Annotated in this window: 17 protein-coding genes; 4 read left to right on the top strand and 13 right to left on the bottom strand. The window is 66.5% G+C overall.

The genetic code is table 11. The features are described 5' to 3' along the window. Nucleotides 1-46 precede the first annotated feature (46 nt). Nucleotides 47-1,036 (bottom strand): 1,4-dihydroxy-2-naphthoate polyprenyltransferase, encoded by a 990-nt coding sequence (locus ACLQ62_RS08850; RefSeq protein WP_411721278.1) that lies wholly within the window; start codon nucleotides 1,034-1,036, stop codon nucleotides 47-49. Nucleotides 1,037-1,219: 183 nt separating this feature from the next. On the opposite strand from ACLQ62_RS08850, the gene ACLQ62_RS08855 reads away from it, so the two are divergent. Further along, complete coding sequence (locus ACLQ62_RS08855) at nucleotides 1,220-1,669, top strand: Hsp20/alpha crystallin family protein (protein ID WP_411721279.1); 450 nt, start codon at nucleotides 1,220-1,222, stop codon at nucleotides 1,667-1,669. A gap of 50 nt (nucleotides 1,670-1,719) precedes the next feature. Here the strand turns inward: ACLQ62_RS08855 and ACLQ62_RS08860 are convergent, their stop codons facing one another. The 3 genes from ACLQ62_RS08860 to ACLQ62_RS08870 form a co-directional block, all read right to left on the bottom strand. Further along, nucleotides 1,720-2,898, bottom strand: a complete 1,179-nt coding sequence (locus ACLQ62_RS08860; protein ID WP_411721280.1) for an AMP-binding protein — start codon at nucleotides 2,896-2,898, stop codon at nucleotides 1,720-1,722. 77 nt (nucleotides 2,899-2,975) lie between these two features. Beyond that, a complete protein-coding gene (locus ACLQ62_RS08865) occupies nucleotides 2,976-4,283 on the bottom strand; it encodes a hypothetical protein (RefSeq protein ID WP_411721281.1) in 1,308 nt (435 codons plus the stop codon). Nucleotides 4,284-4,369: 86 nt separating this feature from the next. Further along, entirely contained in the window at nucleotides 4,370-5,275 is a 906-nt protein-coding gene (locus tag ACLQ62_RS08870) for a 1,4-dihydroxy-2-naphthoyl-CoA synthase (protein WP_411721282.1), read from the bottom strand. A gap of 177 nt (nucleotides 5,276-5,452) precedes the next feature. On the opposite strand from ACLQ62_RS08870, the gene ACLQ62_RS08875 reads away from it, so the two are divergent. Continuing rightward, on the top strand, nucleotides 5,453-6,454 hold the full coding sequence (locus ACLQ62_RS08875) for an o-succinylbenzoate synthase (protein WP_411721283.1): 1,002 nt from the start codon (nucleotides 5,453-5,455) through the stop codon (nucleotides 6,452-6,454). Nucleotides 6,455-6,537: 83 nt separating this feature from the next. Here the strand turns inward: ACLQ62_RS08875 and ccsB are convergent, their stop codons facing one another. From ccsB to ACLQ62_RS08905, 6 genes are read right to left on the bottom strand one after another with little or no spacing between them, the layout of a single operon-like run. Next, nucleotides 6,538-7,521 carry a c-type cytochrome biogenesis protein CcsB gene (gene ccsB, locus ACLQ62_RS08880; protein ID WP_411721303.1) on the bottom strand — a complete coding sequence of 328 codons (984 nt, stop codon included), beginning with the start codon at nucleotides 7,519-7,521 and terminating at the stop codon, nucleotides 6,538-6,540. 45 nt (nucleotides 7,522-7,566) lie between these two features. Next, nucleotides 7,567-7,977, bottom strand: coding sequence for a DUF3054 domain-containing protein (locus ACLQ62_RS08885; RefSeq protein ID WP_411721284.1), 411 nt, complete (start codon nucleotides 7,975-7,977; stop codon nucleotides 7,567-7,569). Beyond that, entirely contained in the window at nucleotides 7,974-9,656 is a 1,683-nt protein-coding gene (locus ACLQ62_RS08890) for a cytochrome c biogenesis protein ResB (RefSeq protein WP_411721285.1), read from the bottom strand. The genes ACLQ62_RS08885 and ACLQ62_RS08890 overlap by 4 nt, the downstream gene beginning before the upstream one ends. Further along, the gene (locus ACLQ62_RS08895) at nucleotides 9,640-10,386 is read right to left on the bottom strand and encodes a cytochrome c biogenesis CcdA family protein (RefSeq protein WP_411721286.1); all 747 of its coding nucleotides are present in this window, start codon (nucleotides 10,384-10,386) and stop codon (nucleotides 9,640-9,642) included. The genes ACLQ62_RS08890 and ACLQ62_RS08895 overlap by 17 nt, the downstream gene beginning before the upstream one ends. A 9-nt stretch (nucleotides 10,387-10,395) precedes the next feature. Beyond that, complete coding sequence (locus tag ACLQ62_RS08900) at nucleotides 10,396-10,971, bottom strand: TlpA family protein disulfide reductase (protein WP_411721304.1); 576 nt, start codon at nucleotides 10,969-10,971, stop codon at nucleotides 10,396-10,398. 8 nt (nucleotides 10,972-10,979) lie between these two features. After that, nucleotides 10,980-11,615, bottom strand: coding sequence for a histidine phosphatase family protein (locus ACLQ62_RS08905; protein WP_411721287.1), 636 nt, complete (start codon nucleotides 11,613-11,615; stop codon nucleotides 10,980-10,982). A gap of 122 nt (nucleotides 11,616-11,737) precedes the next feature. On the opposite strand from ACLQ62_RS08905, the gene aspS reads away from it, so the two are divergent. Further along, entirely contained in the window at nucleotides 11,738-13,063 is a 1,326-nt protein-coding gene (gene aspS / locus ACLQ62_RS08910; RefSeq protein ID WP_411721305.1) for an aspartate--tRNA(Asn) ligase, read from the top strand. Between the two features lie 271 nt (nucleotides 13,064-13,334). On the opposite strand, the gene ACLQ62_RS08915 is transcribed toward aspS, so the two are convergent. Genes ACLQ62_RS08915 through ACLQ62_RS08925 form a run of 3 tightly spaced genes read right to left on the bottom strand, consistent with a single transcriptional unit; the run spans nucleotide 13,335 to nucleotide 14,327 of the window. Next, complete coding sequence (locus tag ACLQ62_RS08915) at nucleotides 13,335-13,634, bottom strand: Dabb family protein (RefSeq protein ID WP_411721288.1); 300 nt, start codon at nucleotides 13,632-13,634, stop codon at nucleotides 13,335-13,337. Beyond that, nucleotides 13,631-13,900: a glutaredoxin family protein gene (locus ACLQ62_RS08920; protein WP_411721289.1), complete on the bottom strand. Its 270-nt coding sequence runs from the start codon at nucleotides 13,898-13,900 to the stop codon at nucleotides 13,631-13,633. Before ACLQ62_RS08920 ends, ACLQ62_RS08915 begins: the two co-directional genes overlap by 4 nt. Nucleotides 13,901-13,913: 13 nt before the next feature. Then, complete coding sequence (locus tag ACLQ62_RS08925) at nucleotides 13,914-14,327, bottom strand: SRPBCC domain-containing protein (protein ID WP_411721290.1); 414 nt, start codon at nucleotides 14,325-14,327, stop codon at nucleotides 13,914-13,916. A 56-nt stretch (nucleotides 14,328-14,383) separates the two neighbouring features. Here ACLQ62_RS08925 and ACLQ62_RS08930 point away from each other — a divergent pair, with 56 nt between their 5' ends. Continuing rightward, complete coding sequence (locus tag ACLQ62_RS08930; RefSeq protein ID WP_411721291.1) at nucleotides 14,384-14,839, top strand: RidA family protein; 456 nt, start codon at nucleotides 14,384-14,386, stop codon at nucleotides 14,837-14,839. Nucleotides 14,840-14,956 lie beyond the last annotated feature (117 nt).

Genomic DNA, 14,956 nt, shown 5'->3' on the forward strand with positions numbered 1-14,956 from the left:
GTGTCGGATGCCGCGGCATCCGACACCGCGACCCGCAAGCGCTGACCTACTTCCAGAACGCCCACAGCAGTGCTGCACCGAAGAGGAGCTGGACGAGACCGGTCAGCTTGAGTGCGAGCACGAACTCGCGTGCCGTCCGCGCCGTCGCCACGATGAGGGCGGCGGGCAGAGCGGCGAGCAGGCCGAACAGCGCGAACCAGGCCACGGGATAGAACACGGCGAGCCAGACGGCGATGCCGAAGGGCACCAGCACGCAGACGATGTAGAGCACCCGGCTGGCGGTGTCACCGAGCAGGACAGTGAGCGTCCGCTTTCCGGCTTCCCTGTCCTGGGCGATGTCGCGGATGTTGTTGACGATCAGTGTGGCAACCGAAATGAGTCCGACGCCGACCGCCCCGAGCCAGGCTTCCTGGTTGAGGGTGAACGACTGGACGTACGCCGTTCCGAGCGTGGCGACCAGGCCGAAGAACACGAAGACGAACAGCTCGCCGAGCGCGTTGTAGCCGTATGGCCTGCGGCCGCCGGTGTAGAACCAGCCGGCCAGGATCGCGGCGGCGCCGACGGCGAGGAGCCACCACAGCCCGGTGATCACGGTCAGGATGAGCCCGGCGAGCGCCGCGAGGGCGAAGAAGCTCAGAGCGACGATGAGGACGGTCTTCGGGCGCGCCTTGCCGCTGCCGACGAGTCGGAACGGGCCGACCCGGTGCTCGTCGGTGCCGCGGATGCCGTCGGAATAGTCGTTCGCGTAGTTGACGCCGATCTGCAGGCAGACCGCGACCGCGAGGCAGAGCAGTGCCCGGACCCAGTGATACTCGCCAGGGTCGTTGGCGACAGCCGCCGCTCCGGTGCCGACAAGGACCGGGGAGACCGACATCGAGAGGGTGAAGATGCGGGCGCCGGCGACCCAGTCCCCGAAGGTGGCCGGACGGATCTTCTCGTACCGTTTCGCCGCGGGGTTTCCGCTCGAGCCCCGGCCAACCGGTCGCGCAGCTTTCGGCCGCTGCGGGGGCGTGAGTCGTTGTGATTTAGCTGCCACCGGGCAACCTCCCTCTGTTTGCTAGGAAGTTTACCGGGCCGTCCACTCTCCCTGTTCGCTCAGGGCAAACACGACGGGCTGGACATTTTCGAGCCGCGGATTAATATGATTTTCAGAAGTTGAGTCACATAGGCTCAACTCTCAAACAGCACAGAGACAACGAACAGAGAGGACAAAATTCAGATGGCACTGAACTTCGACCCCTTCCGTGAACTCGACCGCATGACAGAGACGATTCTGGGCACCCGGCAGGGCCCGCGACTGATGCCGATGGACCTGTACCGCGAAGGCGACCACTATGTGCTTGCTGCGGACCTGCCCGGCATCGACCCCGGGTCGGTCGACATCGACGTGGACGGCCAGTTGCTCACGATCCGCGCGGAGCGCACGCTCGGGGCAGCAGAGGGAGCCAAGTGGATCGCACGCGAGCGAATGGCCGGCTCGTTCCTCCGCCAGCTGAACCTCGGGCAGGGAATTGACGTCGAGAAGATCGCTGCCAACTACACCAACGGCGTGCTCAGCGTCACCATCCCGGTCAGCGAACGAGCGAAGCCACGCAAGATCGAGGTCGCGGCAGGAAACGAGCAGGACGCCCTCACCGTGAAGGAAGGGCAGAAGTCCGTGGACGCCTGATGGCCACGGGTGGCGGCGGCCGGGGTTTCGCCCCGGCCGTCTTCCTGTGTTCAGGCGGAAGCATCCCCCGGCGCGACAGCGGGAACGTCGTCCCCAACCGCCTCGCCCTGAAGAGCGACCGCGACGATGGCGACGATCGCGAGCCGGTCGGGTTTGCCCGACGGCAGCAGCGGCAGTTCGTCGAGGCGCACGATGTGGGCTGGGCGCGCCGGCTTCCCCAGGGCGTCCGCGACAGCATCCGCTATTTCAGAGAGCGACGGATGCCCTCCGGTCGTCACAACGACGGGAACCTCACCCCAGTACCGGTGCGGGGCGGCAACGACCACCGACTCGGTCAGGTCGGGCAGGCCGCGGACCACATGCTCGACCCGGTCCAGTGAGACGTTCACGCCGCCCGAGATGATCACGTTGTCGGCTCGCCCCGTGACACGGAGGACGCCGTCGTCGAACTCACCCAGGTCACCGGTGCGATACCAGCGGTGGCCCTCGGCGACGGTGAAGGTCCGGGTGGTGAGCTCCTCGTCACCGAGGTAACCTTCGGCGAGCATCGGCCCGGCGAGTTCGACCTGGCCGTCGACGATCCGGACGTGGACTCCGGGCAGGGGAACACCGTTGTAGACGCACCCGCCGGCGGTTTCGCTTGACCCGTAGGTTCGGAAGATCGGCAAACCCAGCTGCTCGGTTCGCCGGAGCAGTTGCGGCGGGGTCGCCTGCCCGCCGACGAGGATGCCGTCGAAACGGCGGAGCGCCATCAGTCCGGCACGGCTCTCGAGCAGCCTGGCGAGTTGCAGCGGAACGAGCGACGTGTAGTGCCGTTCGCCGCTGAGCTTTCGCGATGCCTCGACGAACGCGGCTGGCTCGAACCGCCCAGCGGGGAGCACGACGGGCACGGTGCCCGCGGCGATGGATCGCACGAGCACCTGCAGTCCGGCGATGTAATGGGCGGGAAGCGCGAGCAGCCACTGCCCCTGCCCGTCGAGGACCGTGGCGCTGGCCGCGGCACTCGCGAGAAGTGCGTTGCAGGTGAGGGCGACCCTCTTGGGGATGCCGGTCGATCCTGACGTCTCAATGACGACGCCGACGGGCTGCGGAACTTCCCCGGCTTCGACGGCGTCGGGTTCCTCCGGCACGGGGGTAACGGCCGGCCCGGAGAGGTCGAGGGCACGACGCAACTCGACCATGAGGTCAAGTGGCCTCGTCGCCGGCACCCGAACGAGCATCCGCGTCATGCTCTCAGTGTAGGCGGGGGCTCGCCTACAGGACCGTCCGTCTTGGTCGACGTTGTGCGTCCCTCGAAAACGACGCGTCAGAGCGGCGCTTCCGCTGAAGGGTTGCCGTCGTCCGCCGCGGGCTGCGGATCGGTTCTGCCCCGCGGTCGACATACATCGATGACGAGAAGCGCCAGCCCTGCGAGGTTCCACCACAGCGCCCCGCCCTGCTCACCGAACGTGAGATCAGCGCCTATGGGAGCGGCGAGGGCGATGAAACCCACGGTCATGTACGCGAGGTACGGGGCGGATCGTCGTCGCCGATGATCCGGCCAGGTGGCGAGAAAACTCGCCCAGGCGGGATAGTTGACCGGTCGCTGCCATTCGTCTCGCGCCAGGTTCTTCATCGCCCGCCACAGCGAGCTCGGCTCGATCGTCTCGGCCCCGTCGACGTCGCGCAGGTGAACACGCCCAGACCCGACGGCGGCGAGGAGTGGCGGAAGCCCGACCGCGCTGACCAGCCGGTCGAAAGTCGACTCGTCGCTTCGGGCGGCGCGCAACAGGATACGGAGTTCCTCAGCGTGTTCGTCGCCCGGATTGAAGTTTTCGGTCCACGGCGCCGGTTCCGCTTCGGGCAGGAGCAGATCGAGGTAGTCCCGAACGTGCTGCCCTTCACCGTCCATCTCCCATGGGCGTGATGGGTCGACCGGAATCCAGGTCTCGTCCCACCAGTGCACGACGACGGGGTCCCGCGGGGAGTAGAACCCTGCGCCTCGCCGCCCGGCGGATCGTGCCAGGAACAGTCCGCCCGTGGCGGCCCAGGTGCCGGCGTTGAAGACCGCGTCCGGCGATTCCGTCGGCTCCGCCACGTACCCCGCGCCGGCGGGACTTACCACGAAGGCCTCACCCGCTCGTCGAGCGAGGACGCTCACGATGTCCGTGTTCCCCGGCGTGTACCAGGTGAACGAACTCAAAGCGAAGGCGGCGTCGAACGCCGCAATCTCGGCGGCCAGATCGGTGTCCGCATCCCGATCGTCGTCGTTGTCATCGTCATCGTCCCAGGGATAACCGGCGGCTCCCCCGAAGATGCCGGCGTCCGCGGCTACGACGCTGTCGAGTTCAGTACTCAGATCGACGATGAGGCTGGTCCATTCGAGCGGCTCAAGTCCATGTTCGCCAGGGGCTCGGGTCGCCCACCGCAACGGTCGCCCCTCCTCGTCCCCGAGCATCCGGACGAGAACCGGACGGAAGCCACCGCGGTCGACGTCCTCGAGCAGGACGGCGGGAATCTGACGTCGCATCAGTGACGCTTCCAGCCGGTCGCGGAAACCGGCGTCTGTTCCGAGGAACGTCAGAACGACGTCGTCGGCCGGCTGCACCGCCGCGGGGAGGTCATCTGTGGACACCGGCCAATACTGGCATCAGCCCGGCATTCGACTGACCCCCAATTACGGCGTCACGGGGTACCGGTCACGGCTGTGCTTCGGTCAGCTCAGAACTGCCAGGGGTACGGTGACCAGTCCGGCGCGCGCTTCTCGAGGAACGAGTCACGCCCTTCGACCGCCTCATCGGTGCCGTAGGCAAGGCGGGTCGCCTCCCCCGCGAAGACCTGCTGGCCCATCAGCCCGTCGTCGACGGCGTTGAAGGCGAATTTGAGCATGCGGATGGCGGTCGGCGACTTGGTCAGGATGGTGCGCGCCCAGTCCAGCGCGGTCGACTCAAGTTCCGCGTGCGGCACGACGGCGTTCACGGCACCCATTTCGTAGGCCCGCTGCGCGGAGTACTCCTCAGCGAGGAAGAAGACCTCGCGGGCGAACTTCTGCCCGATCTGCCGGGCGAAGTACGCACTGCCGTAACCGGCGTCGAAGGAGCCGACGTCGGCATCCGTCTGCTTGAACTTGCCGTGCTCCCGGCTGGCAATGGTCAGGTCGCAGACGACGTGCAGCGAGTGGCCACCGCCGGCCGCCCATCCCGGAACGACCGCGATGACGACCTTCGGCATGAACCGGATCAGCCGCTGCACCTCGAGGATGTGCAGGCGTCCGCTGCGGGCGGTGTCGACCCCGGAGGCTTCCTCGCTTGCGGAGTACTGGTAGCCGTCACGCCCGCGGATGCGCTGGTCGCCGCCTGAGCAGAACGCCCAGCCGCCGTCCTTCGGGCTTGGCCCGTTGCCGGTGAGCAGGACGACGCCGATACGGGGATTCGTTCGAGCGTCCTCGAGGGCGCGGTACAACTCGTCGACCGTGTGCGGGCGAAAGGCGTTGCGGACCTCCGGCCGGTTGAACGCGACCCGGGCGATTCGGCCCGTGATGTCGTGGTGGTAGGTGATGTCGGTCAGAGGCCCGATCCCGGCCACCTCTGCCCACTCGCTTTGGTCAAAGATCTCAGACACGGTCATGAATTCAGCCTAAGGTGCGGATGTCGCTCCGGCTCGCTCCGCCGGCGAACAGGACATTCCGGGCGAATGGCACGGTGAACAGGAGAAATCGTCGCTTTTTACGGGACTTCCCCTGTCGAAGATGCGCTTCGCGCGGGGGATGGGCCGGTTCCGCGCTGGGCACGGCAGAATGAAGTCATGTCAGACTTCCCGCCGCTCAACCGGACAGTGCCGGACCTCTCCGACTTGCTCGCGTCGGCGCGCGTGGTGGCCCTTCCGCTCGCGACGCGGTTCCGCGGCATCGAGGAGCGGGAGGCGCTGCTCCTCGAGGGTGAGAACGGCTGGGCCGAGTTCTCGCCTTTCGTGGAATATGACGATGCCGAAAGCGCCACCTGGCTGCGGGCGGCCGTGGAGTTCGCGTGGGGTGAGCTGCCTGCGCCGTTGCGCCGCAGCATCCCGGTCAATGCGACCGTGCCTGCCGTCCATGTCGACCGGGTCGCGGGCGTGCTGAAGCGATTCGACGGATGCCGCACCGCGAAGGTCAAGGTCGCTGAACGAGGACAGACACTCATCGAGGACATTTCCCGGGTGCGGGCGGTGCGCGAGCAGATGGGACCCGAGGGCCGGATCCGCGTCGACGCGAACGGTGGCTGGAACGTCGACGAGGCGGAGCACGCCATCCATGCCCTGGCGGAGTTCGATCTCGAGTATGTCGAGCAGCCGTGCGAAACGGTGCCGGAGCTCGTCGAGATCCGCCGCCGCACCAAGTACATGGGCGTGCCGATCGCCGCAGACGAAAGCGTGCGCAAGGCCGCCGATCCACTCACCGTCGCCCAGGCAGGTGCCGCCGACATCCTGGTGCTCAAGGCGCAGCCGCTTGGCGGCATCCGCCGGTCGCTCGACATCATCGCGGAGGCGGGGCTCCCGGTGGTTGTGTCAAGTGCGCTCGACACGTCGGTCGGCCTGTCGATGGGGGCCTGGCTCGCGGCGGCGGTGCCCGAGCTCGAGTACGACTGCGGGCTTGGTACCGCCTCGCTGTTGTCTGCCGACGTGACGGACGACCCGCTGCAGGCTGTGAACGGCTCGATCGACGTGCGCCGGGTCATCCCCTCGCCGCGCCTGCTTGACGGCTACGCGGCATCCGCTGAGCGTCGCGAGTGGTGGCTGGACCGTCTGCGCCGCTGTCACGCGCTGCTCTGACGCGCCAACTCACCCGTTCCGGGCCCACTCACCCGGTGTGCCGCGTGAGTACGTCCGGAACGCGTGAATAGGTGACCGGCGGGCTACAGGCCCGAGTAGGCGTGCAGGCCCTTGAAGAACAGGTTGACCACCGAGAAGTTGAACATCACGGCCAGGAATCCGATGATCGCCAGCCACGCCGACCGGGACCCGCGCCAGCCGCGCGTCGCCCGAGCGTGAATGTATCCGGCGTAGATCACCCAGATGATGAAGGTCCACACCTCTTTGGTGTCCCAGCCCCAATAGCGCCCCCACGCCCGCTCGGCCCAGATGGCGCCGGCGATGAGCGTGAACGTCCAGAGGATGAACCCGACGATGTTCGTGCGGTAGGCAAGGTTCTCGAGACGCTCCGCCGTCGGCAACGTCGCGAGGAACTTCAGTTTCAGCCTGGTGAGGTCCGCACCGCCGACCTCTCGACGGTGCTGCACGAGTTGCAGCACCGACAGGGCGAAGCCGAGCGCGAAGAACGCGGTACCGGCCGATGCCACGAAGACGTGGATCACGAGCCAGGCCGACTGCAGTGCCGGCGGCAGCGGAACGATCTCGACGTAGAAGTCGACCGCCGCGATGCCGAGCAGCACCAGGACCAGCCCGGTGATGAACGTGCCGAGGAACCGCAGGTCGATCCTCAGCAGCACGACGAGGTAGACGGCGATGATGAGCAGCGTGCCGGTGAGCCCGAACTCGTACATGTTCGCCCATGGCACCCGGCCTGCGGCGACACCGCGAGTGACCACGGCGGTGAGGTGCAGCAGGAAACCGAGAACGGTCAGCGCGAGGGCGACGCGGAGCACCGGCGACTGCCGGGCCTGGACCTGCGGGGCGTCGGTGTCCGTGCGGGTGAGCGTGGCCACCGGGCGACCGGTTGAGCCGCGACTCTCGGCTGTTTCCAGCGACGACGATGCGGTTGCCGCCTGACCGGCCGCTGCCTTGTCGGATGCCGCCTGGCTGGCTGCAGCCGTCACGTCGGCTGACCGACGGGCAAGGTCGAGCGCGAACGCGATGAAGGCGAGCATGTACATCGCCATGGCCGACCACAGGGACAGCACGGAAAGTTCGTTCAGATCCACGATCTAGGGGTACCTCTCGGTTTTGCGGGGAACTTCTGCGGATGCCGCCCGGGAGCGGCGCGATACGGCGGCGAAGGCGGCACGCCACCCGAGAAGCAGCACCGCGAGAGCGATCGTCGCGACGATCAGAAACGGTACGGCGGTTCCCTGCCCGGATGCCGCGCGGAGCAGCATCCCGCCGACGAGGGTGACCAGCCAGATGCCGACGCCAGGCCACAGGATGCCGAACGGTCGCTTCCACGCGACGGTCGCCAGCCAGCCGACCGCGAGCGCCGCGGCGAACGGCCACCAGGTGGTGAACAGTCCGAGGATGGTCGCGTCCGCGTCATGGGTGCCGCGCCCAACCAGGACGAACACCAGCGTCGCCGCCAGGTCGATCCCGAGCGCGAGCACAATCGAGGCGCGCGTGCTCATCGCTGCAGGCCGAGGGCGGTGCCGTGACGGTAGGCGAGGGCGTCGACCGCTTCACCCAGCCCGGGATCCTCACCACGGGCCAGTCCAGCGTATTCGACCCGGACTGTGCCGTCCGTGTTGTCTGTCGCTTTGATCCACACCCGCCGGCGTGGGACGAACAGCGAGGTCAGCAGTCCGCCGAGGATGAGGATCGCGAAAGTGAGCACCCAGCCCTGGGTCGGATCGCGGTGCACATCGAAGGAAGCGAAACGAGCGACGGAGCCGGTGAAGTCGGCGGTCGTGGCGGCCTCGTCTGCTACTGCCGCGGCATCCGGGTTCGCGTTCTCGAACGTGATCGAGCCTCGACCGCCCGGCAGTTCCTGGCTCTGCCCCGGCATGAGTTCGATCGAATCCACACCGGTATCGCCGCCGGTCAGCTGCGTCATGTCGTCGACGTTGAGCTCGTACACCGATTTCGGGGCGCCGTCATTGATGCCGAGGTCGCCTGAGTACACGTTGAGGGTGAGTACCGGGAAGACGAGGTCGGGATAGGTGGAAGCGTATGCGCCGGTCTCCAGCTCGTACGCGGTCGGGTAGAGGAAGCCGATCATGCCGATCTGCTCTTCGAGGCCGTCCGGGATCTTGAGAACGCCGAGGGAGGTCAGGTTGCCGTCTTGTGGGAGGAAGGGGACGGAGTCCGTCCAGACCACGGTGCCGTCCGGGTCGCGGACGGTGATCTTCGGCGCGTAGCCGTTGCCGAGGAGGTAGACGTCGGTGCCCTCGAACCGAAGCGGATCGTTCACTTTGATGGCCCGTTCCTCGGTGTCGCCGTTCGGCAACCGTGTGGTGACATGGGCCGTGAAGTCGATGGGCTGGCCGTAGGCGTCGAGGTTCTCCTGCTCGTAGGTCACATCGAAGGTGTCGAGCGACAGGGAGTATGGGGCGAGGTCGTCCGGGTTGTAGAACCGCCCCGGGTTGAACGAGTTGTAGTCGAGCAGGGTGTTGACGAAGGTCTGCCCCTCGACGATGACCCGCTGGCCGGCGTAGCCGAGCCCGCCGCCGATCGCGACGGTGAGCAGCATGCCGACGAGCGCGGAGTGGAAGACCAGGTTGCCGGTCTCACGGAGATACCCGCGCTCGGCCGAGACCGACACGTCTCCGTTCCGGCCCTGGTAGAGCTCGGTCCGGTAGCCGGACTTCTTGAGCAGCGCGTGCGCCGACTCGATCGCGGTGCCGGCGTTGCCGCCCTCGAGGGTGACCTCGGTGTGCGCGGCGAGACGCTGAAGCCGGGCGGGGGTGCGCGGTGGCCGTGACCGCATCGCCTGGAAGTGGTGCTTGGTGCGCGGAACCACGCATCCGATCAGCGAGATGAACAGCAGCAGGTAGATGCTCGAGAACCAGACCGACCCGTAAACGTCGAACATCTGGATGCTGTCGAGCATCGGCGCGAGGTCGGGGTTGTCATCGAAGTACTGGATGACGCCGTTCGGGTCCGAGCTGCGCTGCGGCACGAGCGACCCGGGCACAGCGGCGATCGCCAGGAGCAGGAGCAACAGCAACGCCGTGCGCATGCTCGTGAGCTGCCGCCAGACGAAGCGCAGCGTGCCGACGAAACCGAGCTTCGGCTGCACGATGTCCTGGTTCGGGCGGTCCTGCTGCTGGCGCGCCCCCGCATCGACGTAATCAGATGGTCGTGACATAACCGTCGATCAGCACTCCGACTCGAGACATGAGCATTCCCCACAGGCCGGACACCATCAGCACGCCGATGAATACGAGCAGAAGGCCACCCGCCACGTTGATCGCGCGGATATGCCGCTTCAGGAATGCAACGGATCCGGTGACCCAGTTCAGGCCGGCAGCGACAAGGAGGAACGGGATGCCGAGGCCGAGGCAGTAGACGAGGCCGAGGAGCGCTCCACGTCCGGTGGATCCCGAGTTGAGGCTGAGCGCCTGGATCGCGATGAGCGTCGGGCCGAGGCAGGGCGCCCAGCCGATCGCGAACACGAGCCCGAGGATCGGTGCGCCCGCGAGCCCGGTTGCGGGGCGGAAGGATGACTTCACGGTGCGCTGCAGGAAGGAGAACTGGCCGACGAAAACGAGTCCCATGACAATCACCACGACGCCGAGCACGCGAGTGATGACATCCTCCCACTGCACGACGAAAGCGCCGATGGTGCCCGCGAACGCTCCGATCAGCACGAAGACGAGGCTGAAGCCGAGCACGAACAGCACCGCCCCGAGCATCACCCGTGAGCGGGCAGGGGCCTGCCTGGTGCGAGGGCCGTTCGACATGCCGCTGACGTAACCCAGGTAACCGGGCACGAGCGGCAACACACACGGGGACGCGAACGAGACGAGCCCCGCCAGCAGGGCGATGGGGATGGCTGCGAAAAGCTGCCCGTTGATGACGATCTCACCCGGATTCATGACGGCGCTCTACTCTTCGATCGCGTCGCTGATCAGCGTGCCGAGAATGGATGCTTCCTGCAACTGCCCCAGGATGCGGGCCGAGACCCGGCCCTCCTTGTCAAGGACGATCGTGGTCGGCACCGCTTTCGGTGGCACGGTTCCAGTGAAGGCGAGTTTCACGGCCCCGTCCTGCACGTCCATGATCGACGGGTAGGTGATGCCGTAGCTCTCGTTGAAGGACAGAGCGGTGTCGGGCTGGTCGTAGACGTTGACGCCGATGAACTGCGCGCCTTTGCCGTCGAACTCGGCGCTGAGTTCCTGGAGGTCGGGCGCCTCAGCCCGGCAGGGGGCGCACGCGGCGTACCAGAAGTTCACAACGAGCACCTCACCGGCGAAGTCCTCCGAGGAGATTTCCTCGCCGCCCTCGGTCGTGCCGGCGAAGCTGATCGACTCGCCGCGCTCCGACTCGGGGATCTCGGTGACGGATCCGTCGCCGGCGATGTATCCCTTGTTGCTTCCCTCTTTGTACTGCTCAGCGAGCGGGTCGCTGGCGCAGCCGGTGAGAAGAAGCGCGGCGGCGATGGCGGTCGCGACCACGCGCATCCGTCGTCTCATACCGCCCCCACGTCTGTGGCACCGGCCGCGAGAGCGCCGGCCGGGTCGGTGTAGCTGACCTCGGCGAAGACGCCGTCACGGTGTTCAAAAGTCGTGATGCTCGACAGGGCGCAGCGACGCTCGCGCGGGTCGTGCGGCAACTGGCCGTGTCCGAGCGCGGAGTGGACCATCCAGATCGGCAGCTGGTGGCTGACGAGGACGACGTCTCCGGACGGAGTCGACTCCCAGGCGTCGCGCACGGCATCGAGCATGCGAGCCACGATCGACACGTACGGCTCACCCCAGCTGGGCTTCTTCGGGTTCCTCAGCGCGATCCAGTTCGCGGGGTTCCGCAGAGCGAGGCGCATGACCGTGCCCTCGAAGTGGTTGGTGGGTTCGATGATCCGCTCATCGGTCTCGACCGCCACGCCGAACCGTTCCGATATCGGAACAGCGGACTCCTGCGCGCGCTGCAGCGGGGATGCCATCAGTCGCGTGATGTCGCGGCCCCGGTCGGCGAGCTCACCGGCCGCCGCTGCGGCCATCTGCTCGCCGAGTTCGGAGAGACGGTAGCCGGGGAGGCGTCCGTAGAGAACGCGCAAGGGATTATGCACCTCGCCGTGTCGGACGAGATGGATCTGACTGGCTACCACACCTCCCAGTCTACGTATCGTAGAACTCGGGTAAGTACCTGAGGCCCGAGCCCGCTCGTTCTCGCAGGAATCCGTCAGATAAGAACGCTCGCGTAAGCTTGACCCTCGTGACCACACGCGTATTGATCAAGAACCTGGCCGGCCTTCCCGAGGGTCCCGTCTCCGTCTCCGGATGGGTCGAGACCGTCCGCGACCAGAAGAAGGTGCAGTTCATCGTGCTGCGCGATGAGTCCGGCGCCGCGCAGCTGGTCAATCCGGCCGTTCGCGAACTGAACGACGAGGACGAGGCATCCGCGTCGAAGCTCGCCATCACCGAGTCCATCTCGGCCCTGACCCACGGTTCCTTCATCACCGTGACCGGCGCCCTGAAGAAGGACGAGCGCGTCAAACTCGGCGGGCTCGAGATCAAGATCGAGTCGCTCAGCGTCGTCGGTGAGGCGATCCCCGAGACGCCGATCGCCGCGGACTCCAGCCTCGACAAGCGCATGGACTGGCGCTTCCTCGACCTGCGGAACCCGAAGCAGAACCTCATCTTCCGCATCCAGACCACGTTCGAGCACGCGCTCCGCACCTACTGGATCGACAACGACTTCATCGAGCTGCACACCCCGAAGCTCATGGCATCAGCCAGCGAGTCACGCGCCGAGCTGTTCGAGATCGAGTACTTCGACACCAAGGCCTACCTGGCCCAGAGCCCGCAGTTCTTCAAGCAAATGGCACAGCCGGCCGGTTTCGGCAAGGTTTTCGAGGTCGGGCCGGCGTTCCGCGCCGACCCGTCGTTCACTTCGCGTCACGCCACCGAGTTCACCTCCATCGACTCCGAGGTGAGCTGGATCGACTCGCATGAGGACGTCATGCAGCTGCATGAGGACCTCATCGTCGCTGGCTTCACCGCCGTCAAGGCCAAGCACGGCGACGAGATCAAGGCCCTGTTCGACGTCGAGGTCACCGTTCCGTCCACCCCGTTCCCCCGCATCCCGCTGGCCGAAGCCAAGCGCATCGTCGCCGAGCGCGGCTATGAGGTTCCCCGCGCCGATGACGACATGGACCCCGAGGGCGAACGGCAGATCTCGGCGTATGTCGCCGAGAGGTTCGGCCACGAGTTCGTGTTCCTCACCGACTACGCGTCGAGCATCCGGCCGTTCTACCACATGCGCCACGACGGCGACACGTCGATCACGAAGAGCTACGACCTCATCTTCAACGGAGTGGAAATCTCGACAGGCGCCCAGCGTGAACACCGCGTCGACGTGCTCATCGAGCAGGCGAAGGAGAAGGGCCTCGACCCGGAGGAACTCGACTTCTACCTCGACTTCTTCCGCTACGGTGTTCCGCCGCATGGCGGCTTCGGCATGGGTCTGGCTCGTGTGCTGATGCTGATGCTGCACGAGACGTCGATCCGCGAGGTCACCTACCTGTTCCGCGGCCCGACCCGCCTGCTGCCGTAGGCGCTCTTGACGCGCTGCTCCCGGTCGCGAGTTCACCCGTTGCGGTCGGATGCACCCGTTACGCCGGGTGTTTTGGTCCGGAGCGAGTGAAACCGTTCGTGATCGCGCCGTCACACCGTGACGACGGGGACGCGGGCTTATCGACCGACGGATGCCGGAGCATCCGTTCGCGCGCTACTCGCGGTCGCCAAGACACCCGTTCCGGTCGGATTCACTCGGCGTAACGAGTGAACCGGTCCGGAACGGGTGAATTCGTCGGCGAAAGAACGAGTCAGACCTCGACGTCGACGGCGACGCGGTCCTCGCGCACCTGGCCGATGTACTTGCCGACCCGCTGGTGCTCCGGGTGCACCGAGTAGCGCTCGAGCGCGTCGGCGTCGTCGAAGTCGGCGACGAGCACGACATCCCAGTTCACTTCGGGGAACAGCACGTTCTTGCCGACCTGGAGCGCCCGGATCTCGGGGATCAGCGCGGGCAGCTCGTTCATCTGCCTGGCGATCTCGGCGGCGTGTTCGGACTTGGTGGCGGCATCCGTTGCGGCGAGTTTCCAGCAGACGATGTGGCGGATCATGGCAGCTCCAGAAGTGCGGTGGTCAGGCGAACCGGATCGATCCGCCAGTAGTTGTGGACCCGCCCGTTGATGAGCAGAACGGGGATCTCTTCGGCGTACTTGGCGTTCAGCGCCGCGTCGTCGAGGATCGAAATCTCGTCGAGCGTCAGGGCCGGAGCATCCGGTCGGGATTGGAGCTCGACCATCACCCGGGTGACGACCGTGCGAGCGTCGTCACAGAGATGACAGCCCGGTTTGCCGATGAGGGTGAGGGATGCGGTTTCCACCGTCCCAGCCTAACTACTCGAAGTGCGCGACGAGCGAGTCGACCACCCGGTGCCAGTGGCCGAGCATCATGCGACGTTCGTCGCGGTCGGCGAGGTCCTCGTGGTGGATCTCGATCGTCGTCCCAGCCGCGGACTTCGTGACGCTGAGCTGCAGTGTGGTGTCGTGGGGCCAGTCCTCGGGCTGCCAGGTGAGGCGGACGTGCTTCTTCTGCTCGAAACCGCGGATGGTGCCGCGGACGCCGTCGTTCGTGCGGTAGCGCACGCCCTTCTTGGCGGGTAGCTCGGTGATCTCGCCGAGCCACATCGGCAGGCCTTCGCCGAGAAGGTAGGCCCAGACCTCGGCCACCGGTGCTGCGACGGTCTTGCGAACGCCGACATCCCAGCCGGCATCCTTGCTGTGCCTGGTGGTGTCGTTCGATTCGCTCATGTACTCGAGCTTAATGCTTACAATTCTCGGACGAGACCGATGGCGCTGGAGGCATCATGACCCTGACACACGTGAACCCGTCGACCATGCACAAGAACCCCTATTTTTCGCAGGCGACCCTCGTCGACGGGGGTCGGCTTCTGTTCATCGGTGAGCAGAACGGGGTGGATGCTTCGGGTGAGATCGTGCCCGGAGGCGCAGGCCCGCAGGCGGCCCAGGCGGTCGAGCAGGTCAAGGCGATCCTGGACGATGTGGGCGCCGACACCTCCGCTGTCGCCAGGCTGACCGTCTACTTCTCGAAGGATGTGACGCTCGACGAGGTGTTCGGGCCCGCGATCGAACGGTGGGGCTCGCAGCCGACGGCGATCACGGTGCTGCAGGTCCATGCGCTCGGCCGGGCAGGTGCCCTCGTTGGCATTGAAGCGGTGGTCAGCCTGCCGCCGCTCAATGCTGTCGACCACACGCTCCCGAGCTCGGTCGTCGGCACGGCGCCGACCCCGCAGGTGGAGTAGCCCCGGACCGTCAACCGGAAGCATGCCTCGAGAATGGGCCGATTCTCCTGTCGAGCGTGCACGATGCACAAAATCTCCTGTTGGCGGCGTCGTCCGCGACCCTCAGGCCCCGTAGCG

It is taken from the genome of Mycetocola sp. (assembly GCF_046716805.1).
GTDB lineage: Bacteria > Actinomycetota > Actinomycetes > Actinomycetales > Microbacteriaceae > Mycetocola_A.

Coding starts and splice junctions, on each gene's coding strand:
- ACLQ62_RS08930 (WP_411721291.1), top strand. CDS start 14,384: ATGACCCTGACACACGTGAACCCGTCGACCATGCACAAGAACCCCTAT.
- ACLQ62_RS08855 (WP_411721279.1), top strand. CDS start 1,220: ATGGCACTGAACTTCGACCCCTTCCGTGAACTCGACCGCATGACAGAG.
- ACLQ62_RS08900 (WP_411721304.1), bottom strand. CDS start 10,971: ATGCGCGTGGTCGCGACCGCCATCGCCGCCGCGCTTCTTCTCACCGGC.
- ACLQ62_RS08860 (WP_411721280.1), bottom strand. CDS start 2,898: ATGACGCGGATGCTCGTTCGGGTGCCGGCGACGAGGCCACTTGACCTC.
- ACLQ62_RS08915 (WP_411721288.1), bottom strand. CDS start 13,634: ATGATCCGCCACATCGTCTGCTGGAAACTCGCCGCAACGGATGCCGCC.
- ACLQ62_RS08875 (WP_411721283.1), top strand. CDS start 5,453: ATGTCAGACTTCCCGCCGCTCAACCGGACAGTGCCGGACCTCTCCGAC.
- ACLQ62_RS08870 (WP_411721282.1), bottom strand. CDS start 5,275: ATGACCGTGTCTGAGATCTTTGACCAAAGCGAGTGGGCAGAGGTGGCC.
- ACLQ62_RS08925 (WP_411721290.1), bottom strand. CDS start 14,327: ATGAGCGAATCGAACGACACCACCAGGCACAGCAAGGATGCCGGCTGG.
- ACLQ62_RS08895 (WP_411721286.1), bottom strand. CDS start 10,386: ATGAATCCGGGTGAGATCGTCATCAACGGGCAGCTTTTCGCAGCCATC.
- ACLQ62_RS08885 (WP_411721284.1), bottom strand. CDS start 7,977: ATGAGCACGCGCGCCTCGATTGTGCTCGCGCTCGGGATCGACCTGGCG.
- ccsB (WP_411721303.1), bottom strand. CDS start 7,521: ATGGCGATGTACATGCTCGCCTTCATCGCGTTCGCGCTCGACCTTGCC.
- ACLQ62_RS08890 (WP_411721285.1), bottom strand. CDS start 9,656: ATGTCACGACCATCTGATTACGTCGATGCGGGGGCGCGCCAGCAGCAG.